Annotated in this window: 15 protein-coding genes; 12 read left to right on the forward strand and 3 right to left on the reverse strand. The window is 72.6% G+C overall.

The features are described from left to right. Positions 1–38: 38 nt before the first annotated feature. The 4 genes from K7862_RS27870 (at position 39) to K7862_RS27885 (ending at position 4,178) form a co-directional block, all read left to right on the forward strand. Positions 39–971, forward strand: coding sequence for an aldo/keto reductase (locus K7862_RS27870; RefSeq protein WP_262413938.1), 933 nt, complete (start codon positions 39–41; stop codon positions 969–971). A 118-nt stretch (positions 972–1,089) separates the two neighbouring features. Next, positions 1,090–2,442 (forward strand): type I glutamate--ammonia ligase, encoded by a 1,353-nt coding sequence (locus tag K7862_RS27875; RefSeq protein WP_222967341.1) that lies wholly within the window; start codon positions 1,090–1,092, stop codon positions 2,440–2,442. A gap of 37 nt (positions 2,443–2,479) precedes the next feature. Then, positions 2,480–3,604 carry an amidohydrolase family protein gene (locus K7862_RS27880; RefSeq protein ID WP_308012226.1) on the forward strand — a complete coding sequence of 375 codons (1,125 nt, stop codon included), beginning with the start codon at positions 2,480–2,482 and terminating at the stop codon, positions 3,602–3,604. A gap of 115 nt (positions 3,605–3,719) precedes the next feature. Then, positions 3,720–4,178, forward strand: a complete 459-nt coding sequence (locus K7862_RS27885; protein WP_262413932.1) for a nucleoside deaminase — start codon at positions 3,720–3,722, stop codon at positions 4,176–4,178. A gap of 145 nt (positions 4,179–4,323) precedes the next feature. On the opposite strand, the gene K7862_RS27890 is transcribed toward K7862_RS27885, so the two are convergent. Further along, positions 4,324–8,394, reverse strand: a complete 4,071-nt coding sequence (locus K7862_RS27890; protein ID WP_222967343.1) for a discoidin domain-containing protein — start codon at positions 8,392–8,394, stop codon at positions 4,324–4,326. A 275-nt stretch (positions 8,395–8,669) separates the two neighbouring features. Between K7862_RS27890 and K7862_RS27895 the strand changes: the two genes are divergently transcribed. Then, a complete protein-coding gene (locus K7862_RS27895; protein WP_222967344.1) occupies positions 8,670–9,359 on the forward strand; it encodes a DUF899 domain-containing protein in 690 nt (229 codons plus the stop codon). Positions 9,360–9,583: 224 nt separating this feature from the next. Continuing rightward, entirely contained in the window at positions 9,584–10,429 is an 846-nt protein-coding gene (locus K7862_RS27900) for a hypothetical protein (RefSeq protein ID WP_262413933.1), read from the forward strand. A gap of 397 nt (positions 10,430–10,826) precedes the next feature. Here the strand turns inward: K7862_RS27900 and K7862_RS27905 are convergent, their stop codons facing one another. Then, entirely contained in the window at positions 10,827–11,792 is a 966-nt protein-coding gene (locus tag K7862_RS27905; protein ID WP_222967345.1) for an SDR family NAD(P)-dependent oxidoreductase, read from the reverse strand. A gap of 246 nt (positions 11,793–12,038) precedes the next feature. Between K7862_RS27905 and K7862_RS27910 the strand changes: the two genes are divergently transcribed. Then, entirely contained in the window at positions 12,039–12,248 is a 210-nt protein-coding gene (locus K7862_RS27910) for a hypothetical protein (RefSeq protein ID WP_222967346.1), read from the forward strand. Between the two features lie 114 nt (positions 12,249–12,362). Here the strand turns inward: K7862_RS27910 and K7862_RS27915 are convergent, their stop codons facing one another. Continuing rightward, positions 12,363–13,514 carry an acyl-CoA dehydrogenase family protein gene (locus K7862_RS27915; protein ID WP_222967347.1) on the reverse strand — a complete coding sequence of 384 codons (1,152 nt, stop codon included), beginning with the start codon at positions 13,512–13,514 and terminating at the stop codon, positions 12,363–12,365. Between the two features lie 125 nt (positions 13,515–13,639). On the opposite strand from K7862_RS27915, the gene K7862_RS27920 reads away from it, so the two are divergent. The 5 genes from K7862_RS27920 (at position 13,640) to K7862_RS27940 (ending at position 18,989) form a co-directional block, all read left to right on the forward strand. After that, complete coding sequence (locus K7862_RS27920; RefSeq protein ID WP_222967348.1) at positions 13,640–14,338, forward strand: TetR family transcriptional regulator; 699 nt, start codon at positions 13,640–13,642, stop codon at positions 14,336–14,338. A 154-nt stretch (positions 14,339–14,492) separates the two neighbouring features. After that, positions 14,493–14,738, forward strand: a complete 246-nt coding sequence (locus tag K7862_RS27925; protein ID WP_222967349.1) for an acyl carrier protein — start codon at positions 14,493–14,495, stop codon at positions 14,736–14,738. Between the two features lie 23 nt (positions 14,739–14,761). Next, positions 14,762–16,600, forward strand: coding sequence for an asparagine synthase (glutamine-hydrolyzing) (gene asnB, locus K7862_RS27930; RefSeq protein ID WP_222967350.1), 1,839 nt, complete (start codon positions 14,762–14,764; stop codon positions 16,598–16,600). Positions 16,601–16,710: 110 nt separating this feature from the next. Continuing rightward, positions 16,711–17,793 carry a phosphonopyruvate decarboxylase gene (gene aepY, locus K7862_RS27935; protein ID WP_222967352.1) on the forward strand — a complete coding sequence of 361 codons (1,083 nt, stop codon included), beginning with the start codon at positions 16,711–16,713 and terminating at the stop codon, positions 17,791–17,793. A 158-nt stretch (positions 17,794–17,951) separates the two neighbouring features. After that, on the forward strand, positions 17,952–18,989 hold the full coding sequence (locus tag K7862_RS27940; protein WP_222967354.1) for an AfsA-related hotdog domain-containing protein: 1,038 nt from the start codon (positions 17,952–17,954) through the stop codon (positions 18,987–18,989). Positions 18,990–19,035 lie beyond the last annotated feature (46 nt).

Below are 19,035 nucleotides of genomic sequence, written 5' to 3' on the forward strand. Positions count from 1 at the left end.
TGACCGCACACCAGCACACCGAGCCCGCGGTCCGCCGGATGGGACTGGGCCTGGCCGCCGTCGGGCGGCCCGGCTACATCACGCTCGGCCGGGAGCGCGACCTGCCGCCGGGGCGCGCGGTGGACGCGCTCCGGCAGCGGGTGCACGAGCTCCTCGACCTCGCGTACGCCGGCGGCGTCCGCCACGTCGACGCCGCGCGCTCCTACGGCCGGGCCGAGGAGTTCCTCGCCGACTGGCTGGCCGGCGCCGGGGACCGGCCCGGGCTGGTGATCTCCAGCAAGTGGGGCTACACCTACACGGCCGACTGGCACGTCCACGCCGAGGCGCACGAGATCAAGGACCACAGCGTCGCGACCTACGACCGGCAGATCGCCGAGACCCGCGCACTGCTCGGCGACCGGCTGGACATCTACCAGATCCACTCCCTGACGCCGGACAGCCCGGCTCTGACCGACACGGTGCTCCACGGCCGGCTGGCCGCGCTGGCCGCCGAGGGCGTCACGGTCGGCGTGTCGGTGAGCGGCCCCGGGCAGCCGGAGGCGATCCGCGCCGCGCTGGCCGTGGAGGTCGACGGCCGGCCGCTGTTCCGCAGCGTGCAGGCGACGTGGAACCCGCTGGAGCCGTCGGCCGGGCCGGCGCTGGCCGAGGCGCACGACGCGGGGTGCACGGTGATGGTCAAGGAGGGCGTCGCCAACGGGCGGCTCGCCGTGCCCGACCCCGGGCTCGACCGCGTCCTCCTGCCGATCGCGGAGGCCACGGGCAGCACCCGCGACGGCGTCGCGCTGGCGGCGGCGCTCCACCAGCCGTGGGCCGACGTCGTCCTGTCCGGAGCCGCCACGGCCGAGCAGCTCACGTCCAACCTGCGTGCCGCCGACGTCCACCTCTCCCCCGTGCAGCTCGACGACCTGACCGAGCTCGCCGAGTCCCCTGCCGACTACTGGGCGCACCGCGCCGCCCTCCCCTGGAACTGAGCGGCGCCGCGTCGGCGGGGCCGGTGTTGTGGGAGGGACGGGCGTGGACGGCTTCGCGGGCGGGGGCGGGTCCGCTAGCGTGCGCGGAGGTCGTGCCCGCCCAGGACAGGAGGCCTTCGTGCCGCTCACCGATCCCATGCCCGTGCTGACCGGCGGCGAACTGACCGCACGCCTGGCCGACCTGACCGGCAGCGGTGTCCGGGTCCTCGTCGGATCCGTCGTGGACATGGCGGGAGTGGCCCGCGCCAAGACCGTGCCCCTGCGCCGGGCCGCGGCCTTCCACGCCGCGGGCATGGGGGCCTCGCCGTCCTGGAACGTCTTCTGCGCCGACGCGGCGGTCGCCTTCACCGACCGGCTCGGCGTCGTCGGCGACCTGCGGCTGCGCGCGGATCTCACGGCGGCGCGGGTGATCGGCGGCGGCTACGCGTGGGCGCCGGCGGAGTTCTTCGACCAGGACGGGACACCCTCCGCGCCCTGCGCCCGCGGCCAGTTGCGCCGGGTGCAGGCCGCCGCCGAGGCGGCCGGCGTGACGGCGACGGTCGGCCATGAGCTGGAGTTCGTGCTCACCGACGGCGACGGCCGGCGGCTGCCGGAGCGCCACTGGCAGCCCTACGGGCTCGGCGCGGTCCTGGAGCGGGGCGGATTCGTCGCGGACCTGACGGGCGCGCTGGAGGACGTGGGGCTGCCCGTCGAGCAGGTCCACGCGGAGTACGGCACCGGGCAGTTCGAGGTGTCCCTGGCCCCGGCCGAGCCGCTGGCCTCCGCCGACGGCGTCGTGCTGGCCCGGCTGGTGACCGGGCAGGTGGCGCGCGACCACGGCCTGCTCGTGTCCTTCTCACCGCTGCCGTTCGCCGGCGGCGCGGGCAACGGCGCCCATCTGCACCTGTCCCTCGCGCGGGACGGCGTGCCGCTGCTGTCCGGCGGCGACGGCCCGCACGGGCTGACCGGGCAGGGCGCGGCCGCGATCGGCGGCATCGTGCGGGGCCTGCCGGGCACGCTCGGCATCTTCGCCGGATCGCTGCTGTCCTCCGCCCGGCTGCGGCCGGGCACGTGGTCGGGGGCCTTCGCCTGCTGGGGTCTGGAGAACCGTGAGGCCGCGGTGCGTCTGGTGGGCGCGACCCGCGGCACCCCGCACGGGGCGAACGTCGAGCTGAAGTGCGGGGATCCCTCCGCCAACGTCTACCTGGCGACGGCGACGCTCCTCGGGCTCGCGCTGGACGGCATCGGGCGGAGTGCCGAACTGCCGCCCGAGGTCACGGTGGACCCGGTGCGGGACCCGTCGGCCGAGCGGCTGCCGGAGACGCAGGAGGCGGTGCTGGAGGCGCTGGCCGCGTCCGGGACCGCGCGCCGGATCCTCGGCGACGAGATCATGGCCGCGGTGCTGGCGGTCCGCCGCCACGAGGCGGAGACGTACGGGGCCACCGGGATCGGCGACCTCACGGACCGCTTCCGGTTCGCCTGGTCGCTGTGAGACGCGGCCGGCATCGGTGCGGGGAAGGAGCGCTGCCGTGACACCGGACGCCTGGACGGCGGACCTCGGGCTGGTGGACCACCATGTGCACGGCGCCTTCGCGACGGCGCCGGACCGGGCCCGGTTCGAGGAGTCCCTGCGGGAGGGCCCGCACGGCCCGGTGCCGCCCTGGATGTCCGCGTTCGACTCCCAACTGGGCTTCGCGGTGCGGCGCTGGTGTGCCCCGCTGCTTGACCTGCCCGAACACGCCCCCGCCGACGCGTACTGGGAACGCCGCGCCGCCCTCGGCGAGGCGGAGGTGATCGCCCGGCTGCTGCCGGCGGCGGGCGTGGACCACTGGCTGGTCGACACCGGGTACCAGGGCGACCGGCTGCTCTCCCCGGAGGCGCTCGGACGGGCCGCGGGCGGCGCCGGGCACACCGTGGTGCGCCTCGAAGCGCTCGCCGAGACGCTGGCGGCCGCAGGGACGAGCGCGGCGGCGTACCCCGGGGCGTTCCGCGATCTGCTGCACGAGGCCACGCGGGACGCCGTCGCGGTCAAGACGGTCGCCGCCTACCGCTCGGGCCTGGATCTGGACTGGTCACCCCCGGACCTGGCGGACGTAGAGGCGGCGGCCGCGCGCTGGCTCGCGGCCGCCGGGCCGCAGCCGCGGCTCACCGATCCGGTGCTGGTGCGGCACGGCGTCCACTGCGCGGTGGAACGCGGTCTGCCGATCCAGTTCCACACCGGTTTCGGCGACCGGGACCTGGACCTGCACCGGGTCAGTCCGCTGCTGCTCACCGGCCTGCTGCGGCAGCCCGCGGTCGCCGCCGTCCCCGTCATGCTCCTGCACTGCTACCCCTTCCACCGCGAGGCCGGCTACCTGGCGCAGGCGTTCGACCAGGTCTACTGCGACGTCGGCCTCGCCGTGAACCATGTCGGCGCGCGGGCGGCGGCCGTCGTGGCCGAGTCGATGGAACTGGCGCCGTTCGCCAAGCTGCTGTACTCCTCCGACGCCTGGGGACCGGCCGAACTGCACTTCCTGGGGGCCGCGTTGTGGCGCCGGGCGACGGGCGAGGTGGTGCGGGGATGGGTGGACGCCGGTGACTGGTCGGCGGCGGACGCCCGGCGGGTCGTGCGGATGATCGGCCGGGACAACGCGCTGCGGGTGTACGGGCTCTGATCCGCGAGGCCGGGTGGCGCCGACCGCCAGGAGGCCCGCTCCGTCCTGGCTCGTTCGGGACCGGTCCCGCGTGTGGTGCGTTGCGGCCGGGGTGTGCGGCGGTGACAGTGGAGGCATGACGGGAACGGTGGCACCGGATCACACGAGCATGCTGTCGGTGGCCCTGGAGGAGGCGCGGGCCGGACTGGCCGAGGGCGGAGTGCCGGTCGGCGCGGCGCTGTTCGGGGCGGACGGGCGGCTGCTCGGCCGGGGCCGCAACCGGCGGGTGCAGGACGGCGATCCGTCCGCGCACGGCGAGACCTCGGCCTTCCGCGCGGCCGGCCGTCTGCGCGGCTACGGGGACACGACGATGGTGACGACGCTGTCGCCGTGCTGGTACTGCTCGGGCCTCATCCGGCAGTTCGGGATCGGCGCGGTCCTCATCGGCGAGGCACGCACCTTCGAGGGCGGTCACGCGTGGCTCGCCGAGCACGGCGTGCGGGTGACGGTCATGGACGATCCCGCGTGCGTCGCGCTGATGCGGGACTTCGTCGCCGCGCGGCCCGACCTGTGGTTCGAGGACATCGGCCGATGAGGTCCGCCCCAGCGCCGGGGTATGCGGCCGGCGCCGGGGCGGGATCGGAGGGGCGCCGAGCCACCGGGTCGACGGGTCCGGAGGCAGGAGCCCGGCACAGCCCCCGCGGCATGCGGCCCGCGGGGCGGTTGTGCGGTGGTGCGGGTCAGCCCCTGGTGACCGTCCGGGGGACGTTGTAGCCCTCGACGCGCAGCGAGGGCCGGCCCGAGGGCAGCGACGCCGCGGGCCACGAGATCGTGACCGTCCGGGACTCCCCGGGCAGCAGCCACAGGTAGTTGTCGCCGTAGAGCGTCGGCAGCACGCGCTCGTCCGTCGTGCCCTTGAGCAGCGACAGCCGGACCATGGCGGCGACCGACGATCCGCGGTTGCGGAGGGTCGCGGTGGCGGTCCGGCGGTCGCCGGAGCCGGTGACCTTGCCGAGGTCCGCGGTGACCTTCGTCGGGGTCGCGCCGTTGAGCGCCTTCATGGCGGCCGGTTCGCGGTACCGCCAGTAGGTGTTCTCCGACAGGGTCGTGCCGTGCGCGTCCTGCAGGGTGAGCCGCAGCAGGTGCAGGTCCGGCAGCGCCGCGGTCCACCCGGAGGTGAACGCCGCCGCCGTGGCGGAGGCGTCGACGTCCAGCGTGGTCCGCTGGACGGCGCCGATCTGCCGCCCGGCGAGGTCGACGGCGCGCGCGGTGACCGTCGCGCCCTTCAGCGCCTTGGGGGTGTGGTTGACCGCGATGACGTGCCAGTCGACCGGGTCGGCCTGGACGTGGAAGGGCTCGCAGGCCTTCCGGGCGCCGTAGTAGGTGCCGTTGACGTCGAAGTCGTAGTCGTAGGTCTGCCACACGGTGCTGTGCCACGCGGGGTGGGACATCCAGAGCATCAGGCCGCTGGCGTCCTCCCACAGGTGGGCGTTCCACGCCTCGAACATCGCGCGGGTGTTCTCGTAGTTGACGAACTGCGCCTTGCGGGCGAGGTCGTCGAGGTCCCGGACCTGGTCGAGGCGGGCCTCGACGGCGGCCAGGTAGTTCTGCGGGGCCTGGTTACCGCGGGTGCTCCAGTCGTGGTAGTACCAGGCGCCGCCGATGGGCCACTCCGGGGTGTCGCCGACCATGGAGCGGGTGCTCTCGGCGGTGGACACCACCGGCATGCCGATCTCGGTGTGGAAGCCGAAGCTGCCGCTGCCGTAGGTGCTCGGCGAGGAGTAGCGCTCGGGCTCGATCCAGCCGTAGGGGCCGCCGCCGGAGATGATGCCGCCGGCCGAGTTGTTCTGGTACAGCACGCCGGGGGCCTGCTGCTGGACCGCGGTGCGCATGCCGGTGTCGATGGCCGCCGGCGGGTTGCCCTCGTTGGCGCCGCACCACACGACCACGCAGGGGTGGATGCGGTAGCGCAGCACGGTGTCGTGGGCCTGGTCGTTGAAGGTCTGGTGGTCCGGCGGGTCCATGCCCCACGCGTTGGGGAAGTCGTTCCACACCAGGAGGCCGTGCTCGTCGCAACTGGCGAAGAACTCCTCGCGGTTGCTGCAGCCGACCCAGTTGCGGATCATCGTGAAGTTCATGTCGCGGTGCATCCGCACGGCCGCGTCCATGCGGTCGGCCGGCATCCGGCGGAGCAGTTCGTCCCAGCCCCAGTTGCCGCCGCGGCAGAAGACCCGCACGCCGTTGACGCTGATCTTCAGCGGGACCGGCGCGTTGTCGACGGTCTTCACGTCGGTCCAGGTGGAGCCGTCGTCGGACACCTGGATCGTGTACGTCTTCGGGTACGCGGCCTCCCAGACGACGACCACCCGGTCGAAGGACTGCGCGGAGCCGAGGTCCACCTGGATCCACTGGTCGTCCAGGTAGTCCGAGGACCAGCGGGTGCCGGAGTTGCCGTCGGTGGCGTTCACCGCGGGGTTCGAGGAGTCCTCGGTCGACGCCGTGACGGTCTTGTGCAGGGCCAGGTCGGTACCGGGGTGGCCGGTGTCCAGCACCGACAGCGTCCACAGCGAGTTGCCCCAGCTGGTGGCGCGGCTGTGGCACTGGAGCCGCACGTAGCGGGCGGTTCGCGCGGTGAAGTCCTCGGTCTGCAGGCTCGCGTCGCCGGTGTTGAAGGGCAGCGGCACGGCGGTGTTGTCGACGGTCGTGACGTCGGTCCAGGTGCTGCCGTCGGCGGACACCTGCACCACGAAGGTGCGGGCGTAGGCCTGCTCCCACGTCAGGTCGACCCGGTCGAAGGAGACCGGTGCGCCGAGGTCGACCGCGATCCACTGGTCGTCGTCGAAGGAGGACGACCAGCGGGTGCCGGGGTCGCCGTCGGTGGCGTTGCCCGGCTGGTGGTCGGACTCGTCCACCGAGGACGACGTGGCGGTCCGGTGCAGGGCCAGATCGGTGGCGGGGGCCGAGCTGTCGAGGACCGCGAGGGTCCACAGCGAGCTGCCCCAGCCGGTGGCGCGGGTCAGGCAGCGGATGCGGACGTGCTGGGCCTGCTGCCTGCCGAGGTTCACGGTCTGCGTGTAGGAGTCGCCGCCGGCGACGAACGGCAGCGGGGTGTCGTACTCGTAGCCGAACTGGCGGATGCCGAACCGGGTCGTGCGGCGGTCGCTCTCCCGGCCGCCGACGACCGCGGTGAGCGTCAGGTCGTGGAGGTCCGGGCTGCCGTAGCCGTTGGGCCACCACAACCTGGGGTTGCGCACCCGCAGCGCGGCGAACGCGTCCGGGGCGAAGGTGACGTCGATGCTGGTGCCGGCGGGGACGGCGACGGTCCTGGACACCCGGACGTCGTCGAACGCCGCGGTGACGGTGACCTGCTGGTCGCTGGTATCCGCGTTGCGCACGGGGACGACGACCGTGAGCTCGGCGACGGAGGTGTCGGGCAGGTTCGGCAGGACCGTGTCGACCCGCGGGTCGCCGATGACGGCGTGGCCGGTGGACCGCAGCCGCACGTGGTTCCAGATGCCGGCGGCGCGGTCGCGCACCGCGGGCATCCAGTCCCAGCCGGAAGAGGCCAGGTACGTCGGGGAGTTGCGGTTCATCATGTTGGCGCCGGCGTCGACGAAGGACAGGCCCTCGGGGCCCTTGTCGCCGGGGCTGCCGGGGAACGGCATCGGCGTGATCTGCACGGCGGCCACCTGGTCGCCGGCGGAGGCCAGCAGCCCGGTCACGTCGAGCGCGGCGCGGCCGAACGGGTGGGCGAGGCCGCCCGCGTGCTTGCCGTTGAACCAGACGTCCGCCTGGTGGTTGACGCCGTCCAGTTCCAGCCAGACGTGGCGGCCGGCGCCGGTGCGCAGCGCCGCGGGCAGCGAGAACGCCCGCCGGTACCACCAGGAGTGGCGGGAGAGCGCCTCGGGGACGTGCAGGTTGTTGAAGCCGGCCACCGGGTCCGGCAGATGGCCCTGGTCGACGAGGGTGGCCAGCACCGTGCCGGGAACCGTCGCGGGCAGCCAGCCGCTGGTGTCCACACCCGATGCCGACAGGGCGGCGCCGTCGCCGCCGGCCCGGTCGTCCAGGGTCAGCGTCCAGCCGGACTCCAGCGGGACGGTGCCGTCGGCGGCGACGGTCAGGTCCGGGGCGCGGTGGTCGTGGGTGCCCCAGTCGGTCCAGCCGGTGGCGGCGGGACGGTGGCTGCCCGCCGTGCCGTAGACCTCGAAGCCGTTGAGGCCGAGCGGGTTGGCGTTGGACCGCTTGGTGACGGTCAGCCGCACCCACCGGGCGGGGACTGCCCGGGCCAGGGTGATGTCCACGACGCCGCCCGTCCCGGAGGTCGTGCGGTCGATCGTTGTCCAGGACGTGTGGTCCAGGGACGTCTCGACGGTGAACTCGACCGCGCAGCTGGACAGGATCTCCTGGCCGGTCGTGTTGTCCCGCGGGTTGCCGCTGGTGGAGGGCACGAACACCGGGTCGTTCAGGGTCGCTTCGAAGGTCAGGCGCACGGCGTCCACCGCGCACCGGTCCTGCAGGTCCACCGAGATCCACTGCGGGTCGCCGGCGGAGGCGCGCCAGCCGGTGCTCTTCACGCCGGTGGAGGTGAGGGTGTCGACGGCGAACTCCCCCGGCGTCGGGGCGTAGTCCGTGGACGACACCGTGACCGGCCGGTACGCGGCGAGTTCCTCCTTCCCCGAGGGGCGGGCGGCGGGCTCCGCCGCGGCGGCCGTCGCGGCGGGCAGCGTCACCGCGAGCCCCAGTCCCGCGAGCAGGCCGGAGCCGGCGGAGACGACCGCACGGCGGGAGGGGTGGGGCGAAGGGTTCGGCATGTGCGGAGGTCCAATCCCGTGGGCGCAGGATGCGGCGCGGGTGGAGGGACGCCCGCGCCTGACAACGTTGCCATAGGCTGGTCCGCATTCCGCTTCCCTGTCAAGAGCCGGGTTTCCGGGGCAAGTCGGCGCGCTGCGGAACGGAGCCCTCCAGGGGCGTCCCACCGGCGCCCTCGGGCCGCGACCTACACCGGCGGGTGGCCACCGATGAGTTCGGGGCACGCCGCCGGTCTACCCCTCGACGTGCATGCACCCGACAGGACCAGTGAGGGACCATGAGCACCAGCGCGCTACCGCCCGTCGCCGACGCGGAGACCTGGCAGCGTCAACTCGACCGGCTGCGGGCCCGGGAGAAGGCCGCGACCCGGGAACTCGACGCCATCGCCGCCGAACGCCGCCGTCTGCCGATGGTGAGGATGCCCGACTACACGCTCGAAGGGGAGACCGGCCCGGTCGGGCTCGCCGACGTCTTCGACGGCAGGTCGCAACTGATCGTCTACAACCACATGTGGTTCGCCGGCAAGGAGTGGCAGTGCCCCGGCTGCACGGGCTACACCTCGCAGTTCACCCGGCTGGACTTCCTCGACGCCTACGACGCCCGGTTCGTGATCGTCACCCAGGGCCCGATCGACGAGGCCCTCGCCTACAAGCGCCGCGTCGGCAACACGATGACCTGGTACTCGACGGCGAACAGCCCGTTCGGCACGGACGTCGGCGCGCCTCCCGGCGGCGGCTTCGCCGTGAACGTCTTCCTGCGCGACGGCGACACCGTCTACCGCACCTGGCACACCGAGGGCCGCGGCACCGAGCAGCTCAGCCACACCTTCCCGCTGATCGACCTGCTGCCGTACGGACGGCAGGAGGAGTGGCAGGACTCGCCCGAGGGCTGGCCGCAGTCGCCCACGTACAGCCGCTGGTCCTCCTCACAGGACATCGCCGCGCTCTACGGGCCGGAAAAGTCCTAGACGCGCCCGATCGCTCCCGGCGGGACGACGAAGCCGCTCCGGGCCGGCGCGCCGGCAGGCCGCCGGTCCGGAGGCATGCCCTCGGAACGCAGTGATGCTCACGTGCACGGCGTTCAGGCGGAGTTCGGCCTGATGCCATAGTGGCGGAAGGGGCGGCGCGGCTAGGGTGCTGGGTGCTTCGGGCCGCGGTGCCGGGCGGCCCGCCCACACCCCTGGGGGTTTCCTTGAGCGCAACCGCACTGGGTCGCCGCACCGCCGTCCTGCTCCTCGCCGCGACCGCCGTCGCCCTCGCCGCGCCGGGCACCGCCCGAGCCGACTCCCCCGGCGGCTGGCGGAGTTCGGGCTCCTCGACGGTCAACTCGCTCACCGGCGGCGAGGGGATCGCCACCCGCGCGGACGGCTCGCTGCTGACCCGCGGCCTCGGCTCGATCCCGCTCGGCCTGCGGATCGCCGGCTGGAACCACGTCGGCGACCCCGACATCGCCGACGGCTACACCTTCGACGCCTACCAGGGCGGGGACGGCGCCACCTCCAAGATGTTCGAGGTGACGACACCGTCGGGCACGGCGTACGACTACACCCACCCGCTGGACGCCGGGGAGGCGATCAACAACTCCTTCGCGACGGTCTCGCCCGACGCGCAGTGGCTGGTCGCCGGCGAGTGGGGCACGATGAACCGGCTCCAGGTCTTCCCCGCGCCGCTCACCAACCCGTCCACGCCACGGACCGGCGGCACCCTCGCGCAGGCCGGGCAGATCTCGCTCGACCAGCCCGTCCAGGACGTCCAGGGGTGTGACTTCGTCTCGACGACGCGGCTGGTGTGCGCGTCGGACGACGCGGCGAAGGACGTGCTCCAGGTGGACCTGCCGCACGCGCTCGACGGGATGCCCGTCACGGGGCACGTCAGCACGTTGTTCCAGTTGCCGCGCAAGAGCATCTGTTCCGGCACGTTCGAGTCGGAGGGGATCGATTACGATCCCGCGGGCGAGGTGCTTCGGGTCGAGATCGTCTCGCCCAGCGTGTGTGCTGTCGCGACGACGGTGTACGCGTATCGGCCGGCCCTGACCTGACGTTGCGGGTTCGCTCGGCCGCGGGGTTCGGGGTCCCCCCTGGGGTACGTTCCCGGCTTTCCGCCGGTGGCGGGCTCGGCTTCCGGGCTGCCCCCGGGCCGCCGTTGCCGTCTGAGCGATCGACTGTGGCTTGTCGCGCAGTTCCCCGCGCCCCTGGCGGTGCACGTTCGGCGCGGGGGACGGGGCCAGTCCGGGAGCACCTCCTCGGACTGACCCCGACAAGTGAACGAACGGCACGCCGAAACAGGGGCGCGAGGTCCCCCGGACTTCGACCGGGAGTTCCCCCCAGCGCGAGGAACCCACCACCGGCGGAAAGCCGGGGACGCGCCCCAGCGGGGCACCCCGGAGGCCGTAGGGCCCGGGGCGTACCCGGGCGATGGGAGGTGGGCCTGAGGCGCTAGCCGGGGAATGCGGAGACGCCGGTCAGCTCCGCGGAGAGGGTCCAGAGCCGCTCGGCCTCGACGGGGTCCACCGCATAATCCTTGACCCCGCCACGTCCGCCGTCGGCCGGCGCGGGTCCCGCGATGTCGCAGTCCTCGAGGAAGACCCCGCCCATGCCGTCGAGCTGTGGGGACGTCGCCGCCCACACCTGGGTGGCGGCACCCTGCTCGGGTGTCTTGAAGCCCGCCGGGTTCAGCGGCTTGCCGTCCTCGTCGATCCAGCCGCGGTCGACCATCTCGGACTTCTCCAGGTGCCGCTGGAGCGGCGTGAGGATGCCGCCGGGGTGGAGGGCGAAGGCCCGCACGCCACGGTCCCGGGCGAGCGCGTCGAGCTGGACGGCGAAGAGCACGTTGGCCGTCTTGGACTGGCCGTAGGCGATCCACTTGTCGTAGTCGCCCCGGGTGAACTGGGGGTCGTCCCAGCGGATACCGGAGAGGTGGTGGCCGCTCGAGGACACCGAGACGACCCGGCCGCCGCCGCGCTCGATCGCCGGCCACAGCCGGTTGACGAGGGCGAAGTGCCCCAGGTGGTTGGTGGCGAACTGCGCCTCCCAGCCGGGGCCGACCCGCGTCTCGGGGCACGCCATGACGCCGGCGTTGTCGATCATGATGCCGATGTCGCGGCCGGAGGCGAGGAACCGGTCGGCGAAGGCCTGCACGCTGCCGAGGTCCGCCAGGTCGAGCTGCTCGACCTCGACCCCGTCGATGCCGGCGACCGCCTCCCGCGCCGTCTCGGGCCGCCGGGCCGGCACCACCACGCGGGCGCCGGCCTTGGCGAGCGCGCGCGTCGTCTCCAGGCCGAGTCCGGAGTATCCGCCGGTGACGACGGCGAGCGTGCCGGTCAGGTCGATGCCGCGCAGGACCTCGTCCGCCGTGCTCTCGGCGCCGAATCCCGATCCGATGGACTTCTGAGGTGTGGTCATGCGACCGAGGCTAGGAGCTGGAGTCCACTCCAAGGCAAGCGTCCACGCCCGGGGCGGGCACCGGAACGCCGGAAAGTCCTGCGGCACGGGACGGGATCGGGTGACGTGACGTCGTCGCGGCGCCCGGTCCCGCCCTCCCCCGGGTGTCCTGGAGGGCGGCGCGCCCCGGTGAATTGAACGACGGTTCATCCGGTGGCACGCTGACGGGGTACGGCACCGCCCACGGCACGACGAGGTGAGACGGGCGTGGTGGACAAGCACGGCGAGCAGGTGATCGGCCGGATCCTGGCCGCCCGCGCGGCGCTGGAGGAGGCGGCGGAAGCGCCGGACTCCCCGGTGCTCAGGGACGCGCTGGACGAACTGGAGACGGCACTGTGGCTGGCCAGGGAGAGCGGGATCGAGGTTCCGCCGCCTGCCGGGCACGTCCCGCAGGACGCCGGTGGAGCAGGGAACTGAGGACCCTGCGGACACCGTCCGCGCCGACCCGGTCCCGTCCCCTGTGACCTGCTGCTTTCACGGCGAGTACCCCGGGAAGGACCCCGGGGTACTGAGTGCCGCTCTGGTCCGGGGTCAGGGCAGGTTGCGGGCCATGACGATGCGCTGGACCTGGTTGGTGCCCTCGTAGATCTGCGTGATCTTGGCGTCGCGCATCATGCGCTCGACCGGGTAGTCGCGGGTGTAGCCGTAGCCGCCGAGCAGCTGAACGGCGTCCGTGGTGATCTCCATGGCGACGTCGGAGGCGTAGCACTTGGCGGCGGCGCCGAAGAAGGTCAGGTCGCGGTCGGCGCGCTCGGACTTCGCGGCGGCCGCGTAGGTGAGCTGCCGGGCGGCCTCCAGCTTCATCGCCATGTCGGCGAGCATGAACTGGATGCCCTGGAACTCGGCGATGGCCTTGCCGAACTGCTTGCGCTCGGACACGTAGCCCTTGGCGTAGTCGAGCGCGCCCTGCGCGATGCCCAGGGCCTGCGCGGCGATGGTCACCCGGGTGTGGTCGAGGGTGCGCATCGCGGTGGCGAAGCCGGTGCCCTCCTCGCCGATCATGCGGTCGGCGGGGATCCGGACCTGGTCGAAGTAGACCTCGCGGGTCGGCGAGCCCTTGATGCCGAGCTTGCGCTCGGGAGCGCCGAAGGAGACGCCCGGGTCGTCCTTCTCGACGACGAACGCCGAGATGCCCTTGGAGCGCTTGTCGGGGTCGGTCACGGCCATCACGGTGTAGAACTCCGACACGCCGGCGTTGGTGATCCAGCGCTTGACGCCGTTGAGGACCCAGGTGTCGCCGTCGCGTACCGCGCGGGTGCGCATGCTCGCCGCGTCGGAGCCGGCCTCGGGCTCGGACAGGCAGTAGGAGAACATGCCCCGCTTGCGCGCGAGGGCTCCGAGGTAGCGGGACTTCAGCTCCTCGGAACCCGAGAGCTGCACCGGCAGCGACCCCAGCTTGTTCACCGCGGGGATCAGCGACGACGAGGCGCAGACCCGGGCGACCTCCTCGATCACGATGACCGTGGACAGCGCGTCCGCGCCCGCGCCCCCGTACTCCTCGGGGACGTGCACCGCGTGGAGGTCGGCGGCCTCCAGCGCGTCGCGTGCCTCCTGGGGGAACCGGCCCTGCTCGTCCACCTCGGCCGCGAACGGCGCGATCTTCGACTCGGCCATGCTGCGCACCGAGTCGCGGAGCATCTCCTGCTCCTCCGAGATACGGAAGAGGTCGAACGGTTCGGACATGGGGGCTCCTCGTGTGGGCTGTCGCGCATCCAGGGTCGCCCTCAGGGTACTCAGTTCCTGCTCAAAAGCACACTCAGTGCCGCCTATGAGGTTCGCAACGGTCTTTCTGGTGCTACGGTCCAGACATGACGCCCGCACCCAAGCCCCCGATGCGCGCCACCCTCGTGGCGGCCGCGCTCCAGCTCTTCACCGAGCGCGGGTTCGAGCAGACCACGGTCGACGACATCGTGGCGCTGGCCGGTGTGGGGCGGCGTTCCTTCTTCCGCTACTTCCCCTCCAAGGAGTCGGTGGTCTTCCCCGACCACGAGGGCTGCCTGCGGCAGATGACCGAGTTCCTGGCCGACCCCGAGGGCGACGCCGCCGACCCCGTGGACCGCGTGAACGACGCCGCCCGGCTGGTCCTGCGGATGTACACCAACGACCCGGAGTTCTCGGTCCGCCGCTACGAGCTGACCCGGCAGGTCCCGGCGCTGCGCTCGCACGAGCTGTCGGTCGTCCGCCGTTACGAGAACACGCTCGCCAACTACCTTCGGGCCCGTTTCGCCGCCCGGCCGGACGGCAGGCTGCGGGCCGACGTGATCGCCGCGGCCGTCGTCGCCGCCCACAACCACGCCCTGCGCACCTGGCTGCGCTCGGGGGCGTCGATCGACCCGGACGCCGAGGTCGACCACGCCCTGGCGTACGTGACGGCCACCTGGCCGGACCGCCAGGACCGGGAGCCGGAGAAGGACACCTCGCCGGCCGACGACGTGGTGGTGATGGTCGCCCGCCGCGGAACGCCCATGTGGCGTGTGGTCCAGGGCGTTCAGGGCGTCCTCGACTAGGAGAAATCGCGCATTCAGCGCGCCCTGTCACTTTCCTGCCGCCCGCCAGGATGATCCTTGACCGCCCCCGCCGGAATGATGTTAAGGTCTAGACCTGCCGATCATTTCTGGTTCACTTTTACGACACCGGGGGTCCATCGTGTCTGAACTTTCGATGCTCGGACTGATAGATCTGCTCCGCGAGTTCGGCGAACAGGACGAAGACGTCGACATCGACCTGAGCCCGGAGCATTCCGCCCGATCCCTCCAGGAACTCGGATTCGACTCCCTGGGTGTGTTCAACGTCACCGTGCAGATCTCCAGCCGGTTCGGCGTGGAAATTCCCTACGACGACACCGCCTCGGCGAAAAGCGTCGAGGACCTGCTGCAGGTCGTCAACAAGGCGCTCGCTGCCCGGTAACCGCCCGACGACGGGGGAAAACCATGTGCGGAATAGCCGGCTGGGTCGACCCTGCCCGGAATCTGCGGGACCACGGCCCGCTGCTCGAACGGATGACCGCCACGATCCACCGCCGAGGACCGGACGCCCAGGGTGTCTGGACCGGTGAGCACGCGGCGTTCGGCCACCGCCGGCTGGCGGTGATCGACCTGGAGCACGGCGGCCAGCCCATGACCGCCACGGCCGGCGGCCGGGAGTACGTCCTGACCTTCAGCGGTGAGATCTACAACTACCGTGCGCTGCGCGAGGAGTTGGCGCAGCGCGGCCACTCCTTCCGCACCGCGAGCGACACCGAGGTGCTGCTGCGCTCGTACCTCGAGTGGGGCACCGCCTGCGTGGCCCGGCTGGAGGGGATGTTCGCCTTCGCCGTGTGGGACCCGCGCCACGGTCGATTACTCCTGGGACGCGACCGGCTGGGCATCAAGCCCCTCTACTACGCACGCGCGGGCACCGGAATCGTTTTCGGCTCCGAGCCCAAGGTGCTGCTGGCGTCAGGACAGGTCGCCCCCGAGGTGGACGCGGCCGGCCTGCGCGAGGTGCTCGACATGGTCAAGACCCCGGGTGCCGCGGTCTTCCGCGGCATGCGGGAACTGCCGCCGGGCCACTACCTGACCCTGGACTCCTCCGGCACAACCGAGCACCGCTACTGGGCCCTGGAGGCCACCGAGCACACTGACAGCCTGCCCGACACCGTCGGCCGGGTGCGCGACCTGCTGGAACAGGTCGTCGGAGACCAGCTGGTCAGCGACGTGCCCCGGTGCACCCTGCTGTCCGGGGGCCTGGACTCGTCCGCGATCACGGCGATCGCCGCCGCGGCCCTGCGGCCGGAGACCCTGCGCACCTTCGCCGTGGACTTCGCCTCCGCAGCCGAGTCGTTCGCACAGGACGCGGTCCGCCGCAGCCCCGACTTCCCGCACGCCCGCGCGCTCGCCGAGCACCTCGGCACCGACCACCACGAGGTGCTGCTCGACGGCGACCGTCTGCTGGACCCCGACGTCCGCACCGCCGTGCTGACGGCCACCGACCTGCCGCCCGCCTACTGGGGCGACATGTGGCCGTCGCTGCTGCTGCTCTTCGACGAGGTCAAGCGGCACTCCACCGTGGCGCTGTCCGGCGAGGGCGCCGACGAGCTCTTCGGCGGGTACCAGTGGTTCTTCAACCCCGCGGCGGTCGACGGTGACACCTTCCCCTGGCTGACCTCGGGATCCAGTCGCTACTTCGGCGGTCTGAAGCTGTTCGACCGCGGCTTCCTGGACGGTCTGCACCTGGCCGAGGCCCGCCGGCAGAGCTACCTGGACGCCGTGGCGGTGGTCCCGGTCCTCGACGGGGAGGCCCCGGAGGAGGCCCGGATGCGGCGGGTCGGCCACCTCAACCTGACCCGTTTCCTGCAGACCCTCCTCGACCGCAAGGACCGCATGAGCATGGGCGTCGGCCTGGAGGTGCGGGTCCCGTTCTGCGACCACCGGCTGGTCGAGTACGTGTTCAACATCCCGTGGCGCCTCAAGTCCTTCGACGGGCGCGAGAAGAGCGTGCTGCGGGAATCCGTCCGCGACCTGCTTCCGGCGTCGATCCTCGACCGCAAGAAGAATCCCTATCCGGCCATTCAGGACGGCGGATACGAGTCGGGTCTGCGCAAAATGCTGCTGGACGTCGTCCACGAACCGTCGTCTCCCGTTCTGCCGCTGCTCGACCGCGCAAAGGTCGACGCACAACTGCAAAGGGATTCCACCGCGGTGAGTCTGCCGTATTCACGGGGCAGCATGGAAATGTGCCTCTGGCTGAACGCGTGGCTGGAAAGGTACGGGGTCGCACTCGCGCTCTGAACGCGGACGACGCGACGGTTCGGTGTTTCACGGCACATCGTCGAAGGGGGAATTCTGTGCTTGCCGGCGAGAAGTTTCTGGACATCCTGAACGGTGCGGAAATCGGTTGTGTGAGCAGTGTGCCCTGTTCTTTCTTCGCGGCACCACTGCGCCTGCTCGACGGCGACCCCCGGTTCCGGCACGTCCCGGGCGTCAACGAGGGCAGCAGCCTGGCCGTCGCGGCCGGGGCCCTGCTGGGGGGCGAGCGCGCCGCGGTCATCGCCCAGAACAGCGGCTTCGGCAACATGATCAACCCGCTGACCTCGCTGGTGCTGCCCTACCGCATCCCGGTCCTGGTCTTCATGAGCATGCGTGGATGGCCGGCCATCGCCTCGGGCGAGGAACAGCACGAGTGGATGGGCAAGGTCTCCGCGGACTGGCTCGGCTCCCTCGGGATCGCCACGCACTGGCTCACCGGCGACGAGTCCGAGCAGGTCGAGACGCTGCAGCGGGCGCTGGACGGCACACGTCGTGGCGATCCGGCCTTCGTGCTGGTGCCCAAGGGCACGTTCCCACCCCCGGACACGCCCGCCGGCGCCGCGTCCGCGAGGGACGACGCGTCGCCGGGCGTCCCGCGCGGCGTGACCCGGGAGCAGCTGGTGGACGCCGTCACCGCCTCCGACACGGATGGCGGCGGCGACCAGGTGGTGCTGTCCACCACCGGCTACATGTCCCGGGCCCTGTTCGCGGGCGGCGACCGTCCCGGCAACTTCTACATGCAGGGATCGATGGGCCACGTGGCGTCGCTGTCCCTCGGGGTCGCGCTGTCCCGCCCGGACCGGCGCGTGGTGGTCCTGGACGGTGACGGCGCGGTGCTGATGCACATGGGCGTACTCGCGACGATCGGCGCCCACCACCCGCGGAACCTCGTGCACGTCGTCTTCGACAACGGCGCCTACGGCTCGACCGGCGGGCAGCCCGTCGGGGTCCGCGTGGACTTCGCGGCGGCCGCCGCCGCGGCCGGCTACCGGCACACCCACCAGGCGGACGATGTGGCCTCGGTCCGCGAGGCGCTGGCCGCCACACGGACCCGGCCCGGCCCGCACCTGCTGGTGGCCCGCGGCGTAGAGAGCGCGGGCGTCGGCTCCCGGGCGTCCGACGCGATCGCCCCGGACCGGATGGCCGGCCGTTTCACCCGGCACGTCTCCGGCTGACCGCGGCCGGGCGCGGCGGAACGGCTCCGGCGCCGCGATCCGGAGCAGTACCGAAGGGCTCCGGCGCGGTTCAGGCGCGAGATCCGGCACGTGATCCCGCATGTGGTCCGGAGCCAGCGACAGCACACACCGACAGCAGATGACGTGAAGGGCGTGACGTGTCCGTACAGGTGCAGGAGATCTCCCGCCGGACCTCCCCGGGGCTGGCGTTCGACCAGACCGTCCCGAAGAAGCTCGTGCACAAGCACGCGCTCGACCAGGTGTTCGTCACCGGCTGGGAGGAGCTGCCGGACCGGACGCTGGTCGCCGCCGTCCTGCCCCGGGCGCACGGGCTGTACTGCGAGTACCCGGTCGAGGACCGGCTGCCCGACATCGCCCTGATCACCGAGGTGTGCCGGCAGGCATGCTTCCTGGTGGCACACACCCGGTTCGACGTGCCGTTCGCCGACAACCGCTACCAGTTCCTGCTGCAGGAGCTGGAGACCCGGCTGGCGGACCCCGAACTCCTGCCGCCGGCACGTCCCGTGGAGCTGGTGGCGGAGTGCACCATCGAGGAGACGCGGCGGCGCGGCGGCGAACTCACCGCCCTGGTCTGGCGGTTCCGCGTCAGCGACCGTTCCGGCGAGGTGCACGTCGCGGACGCGCGGATGCGGATGGTGTGGATCGACCGCGGGGACTGGCGCCGGATGCGGGACTCCATGCGCCGTGGCCGCCGACTGTCCGTCGCCGAGGGCGGCCGGCGCCTCGCCCCCGGCACGGTGACCGCCCGGAGCGTGGGCCGCCGCAACCAGGACAACGTCGCGCTGCAGACCGTCACGCAGGACGAGCAGGGCTTCCACGCCGAGGTGCGGGCCGACCTGCAGCACCCGGTGCTCTTCGACCATCCCATCGACCACATCTACGCCATGGTCCAGCTCGAGGCGACACGGCAGCTCGCGGTCTCCGCCCACGCGCGGACCCGCGACCTGCCGGCCGCCGAGCTCGAACTGGCCTCCTGCGCGGCGCGGTTCGTCTCGGTCGCCGAGTTCGACCTGCCGCTGCGACTGGACCTGCCGCGCCCCGTCGGCACCGGCGACCGGTCCGGCGAGCTGGAGCACGCCGTCCGTCTGAGCCAGGGCGACCGGCTCGTCTCGGAGTTCCGGCTGACCACCCGGCCCCGCCGCGTCTACCCCGAGCGGCCGGCCGCCGGCCACTGATCGTCGCCCCGCGTCCACCCCGGACGTCCGGCACTCGCCACCGGCG

Source organism: Actinacidiphila acidipaludis (assembly GCF_019890725.1).
GTDB lineage: Bacteria > Actinomycetota > Actinomycetes > Streptomycetales > Streptomycetaceae > Actinacidiphila > Actinacidiphila acidipaludis.

What these genes read in the sequence shown, in the direction of transcription:
- K7862_RS27890 (WP_222967343.1), bottom strand. Translation starts at nt 8,394, where the DNA reads ATGCCGAACCCTTCGCCCCACCCCTCCCGCCGTGCGGTCGTCTCCGCC.
- K7862_RS27885 (WP_262413932.1), top strand. Translation starts at nt 3,720, where the DNA reads ATGACGGGAACGGTGGCACCGGATCACACGAGCATGCTGTCGGTGGCC.
- K7862_RS27905 (WP_222967345.1), bottom strand. Translation starts at nt 11,792, where the DNA reads ATGACCACACCTCAGAAGTCCATCGGATCGGGATTCGGCGCCGAGAGC.
- K7862_RS27895 (WP_222967344.1), top strand. Translation starts at nt 8,670, where the DNA reads ATGAGCACCAGCGCGCTACCGCCCGTCGCCGACGCGGAGACCTGGCAG.
- K7862_RS27870 (WP_262413938.1), top strand. Translation starts at nt 39, where the DNA reads ATGGGACTGGGCCTGGCCGCCGTCGGGCGGCCCGGCTACATCACGCTC.
- K7862_RS27925 (WP_222967349.1), top strand. Translation starts at nt 14,493, where the DNA reads ATGCTCGGACTGATAGATCTGCTCCGCGAGTTCGGCGAACAGGACGAA.
- K7862_RS27920 (WP_222967348.1), top strand. Translation starts at nt 13,640, where the DNA reads ATGACGCCCGCACCCAAGCCCCCGATGCGCGCCACCCTCGTGGCGGCC.
- asnB (WP_222967350.1), top strand. Translation starts at nt 14,762, where the DNA reads ATGTGCGGAATAGCCGGCTGGGTCGACCCTGCCCGGAATCTGCGGGAC.
- K7862_RS27915 (WP_222967347.1), bottom strand. Translation starts at nt 13,514, where the DNA reads ATGTCCGAACCGTTCGACCTCTTCCGTATCTCGGAGGAGCAGGAGATG.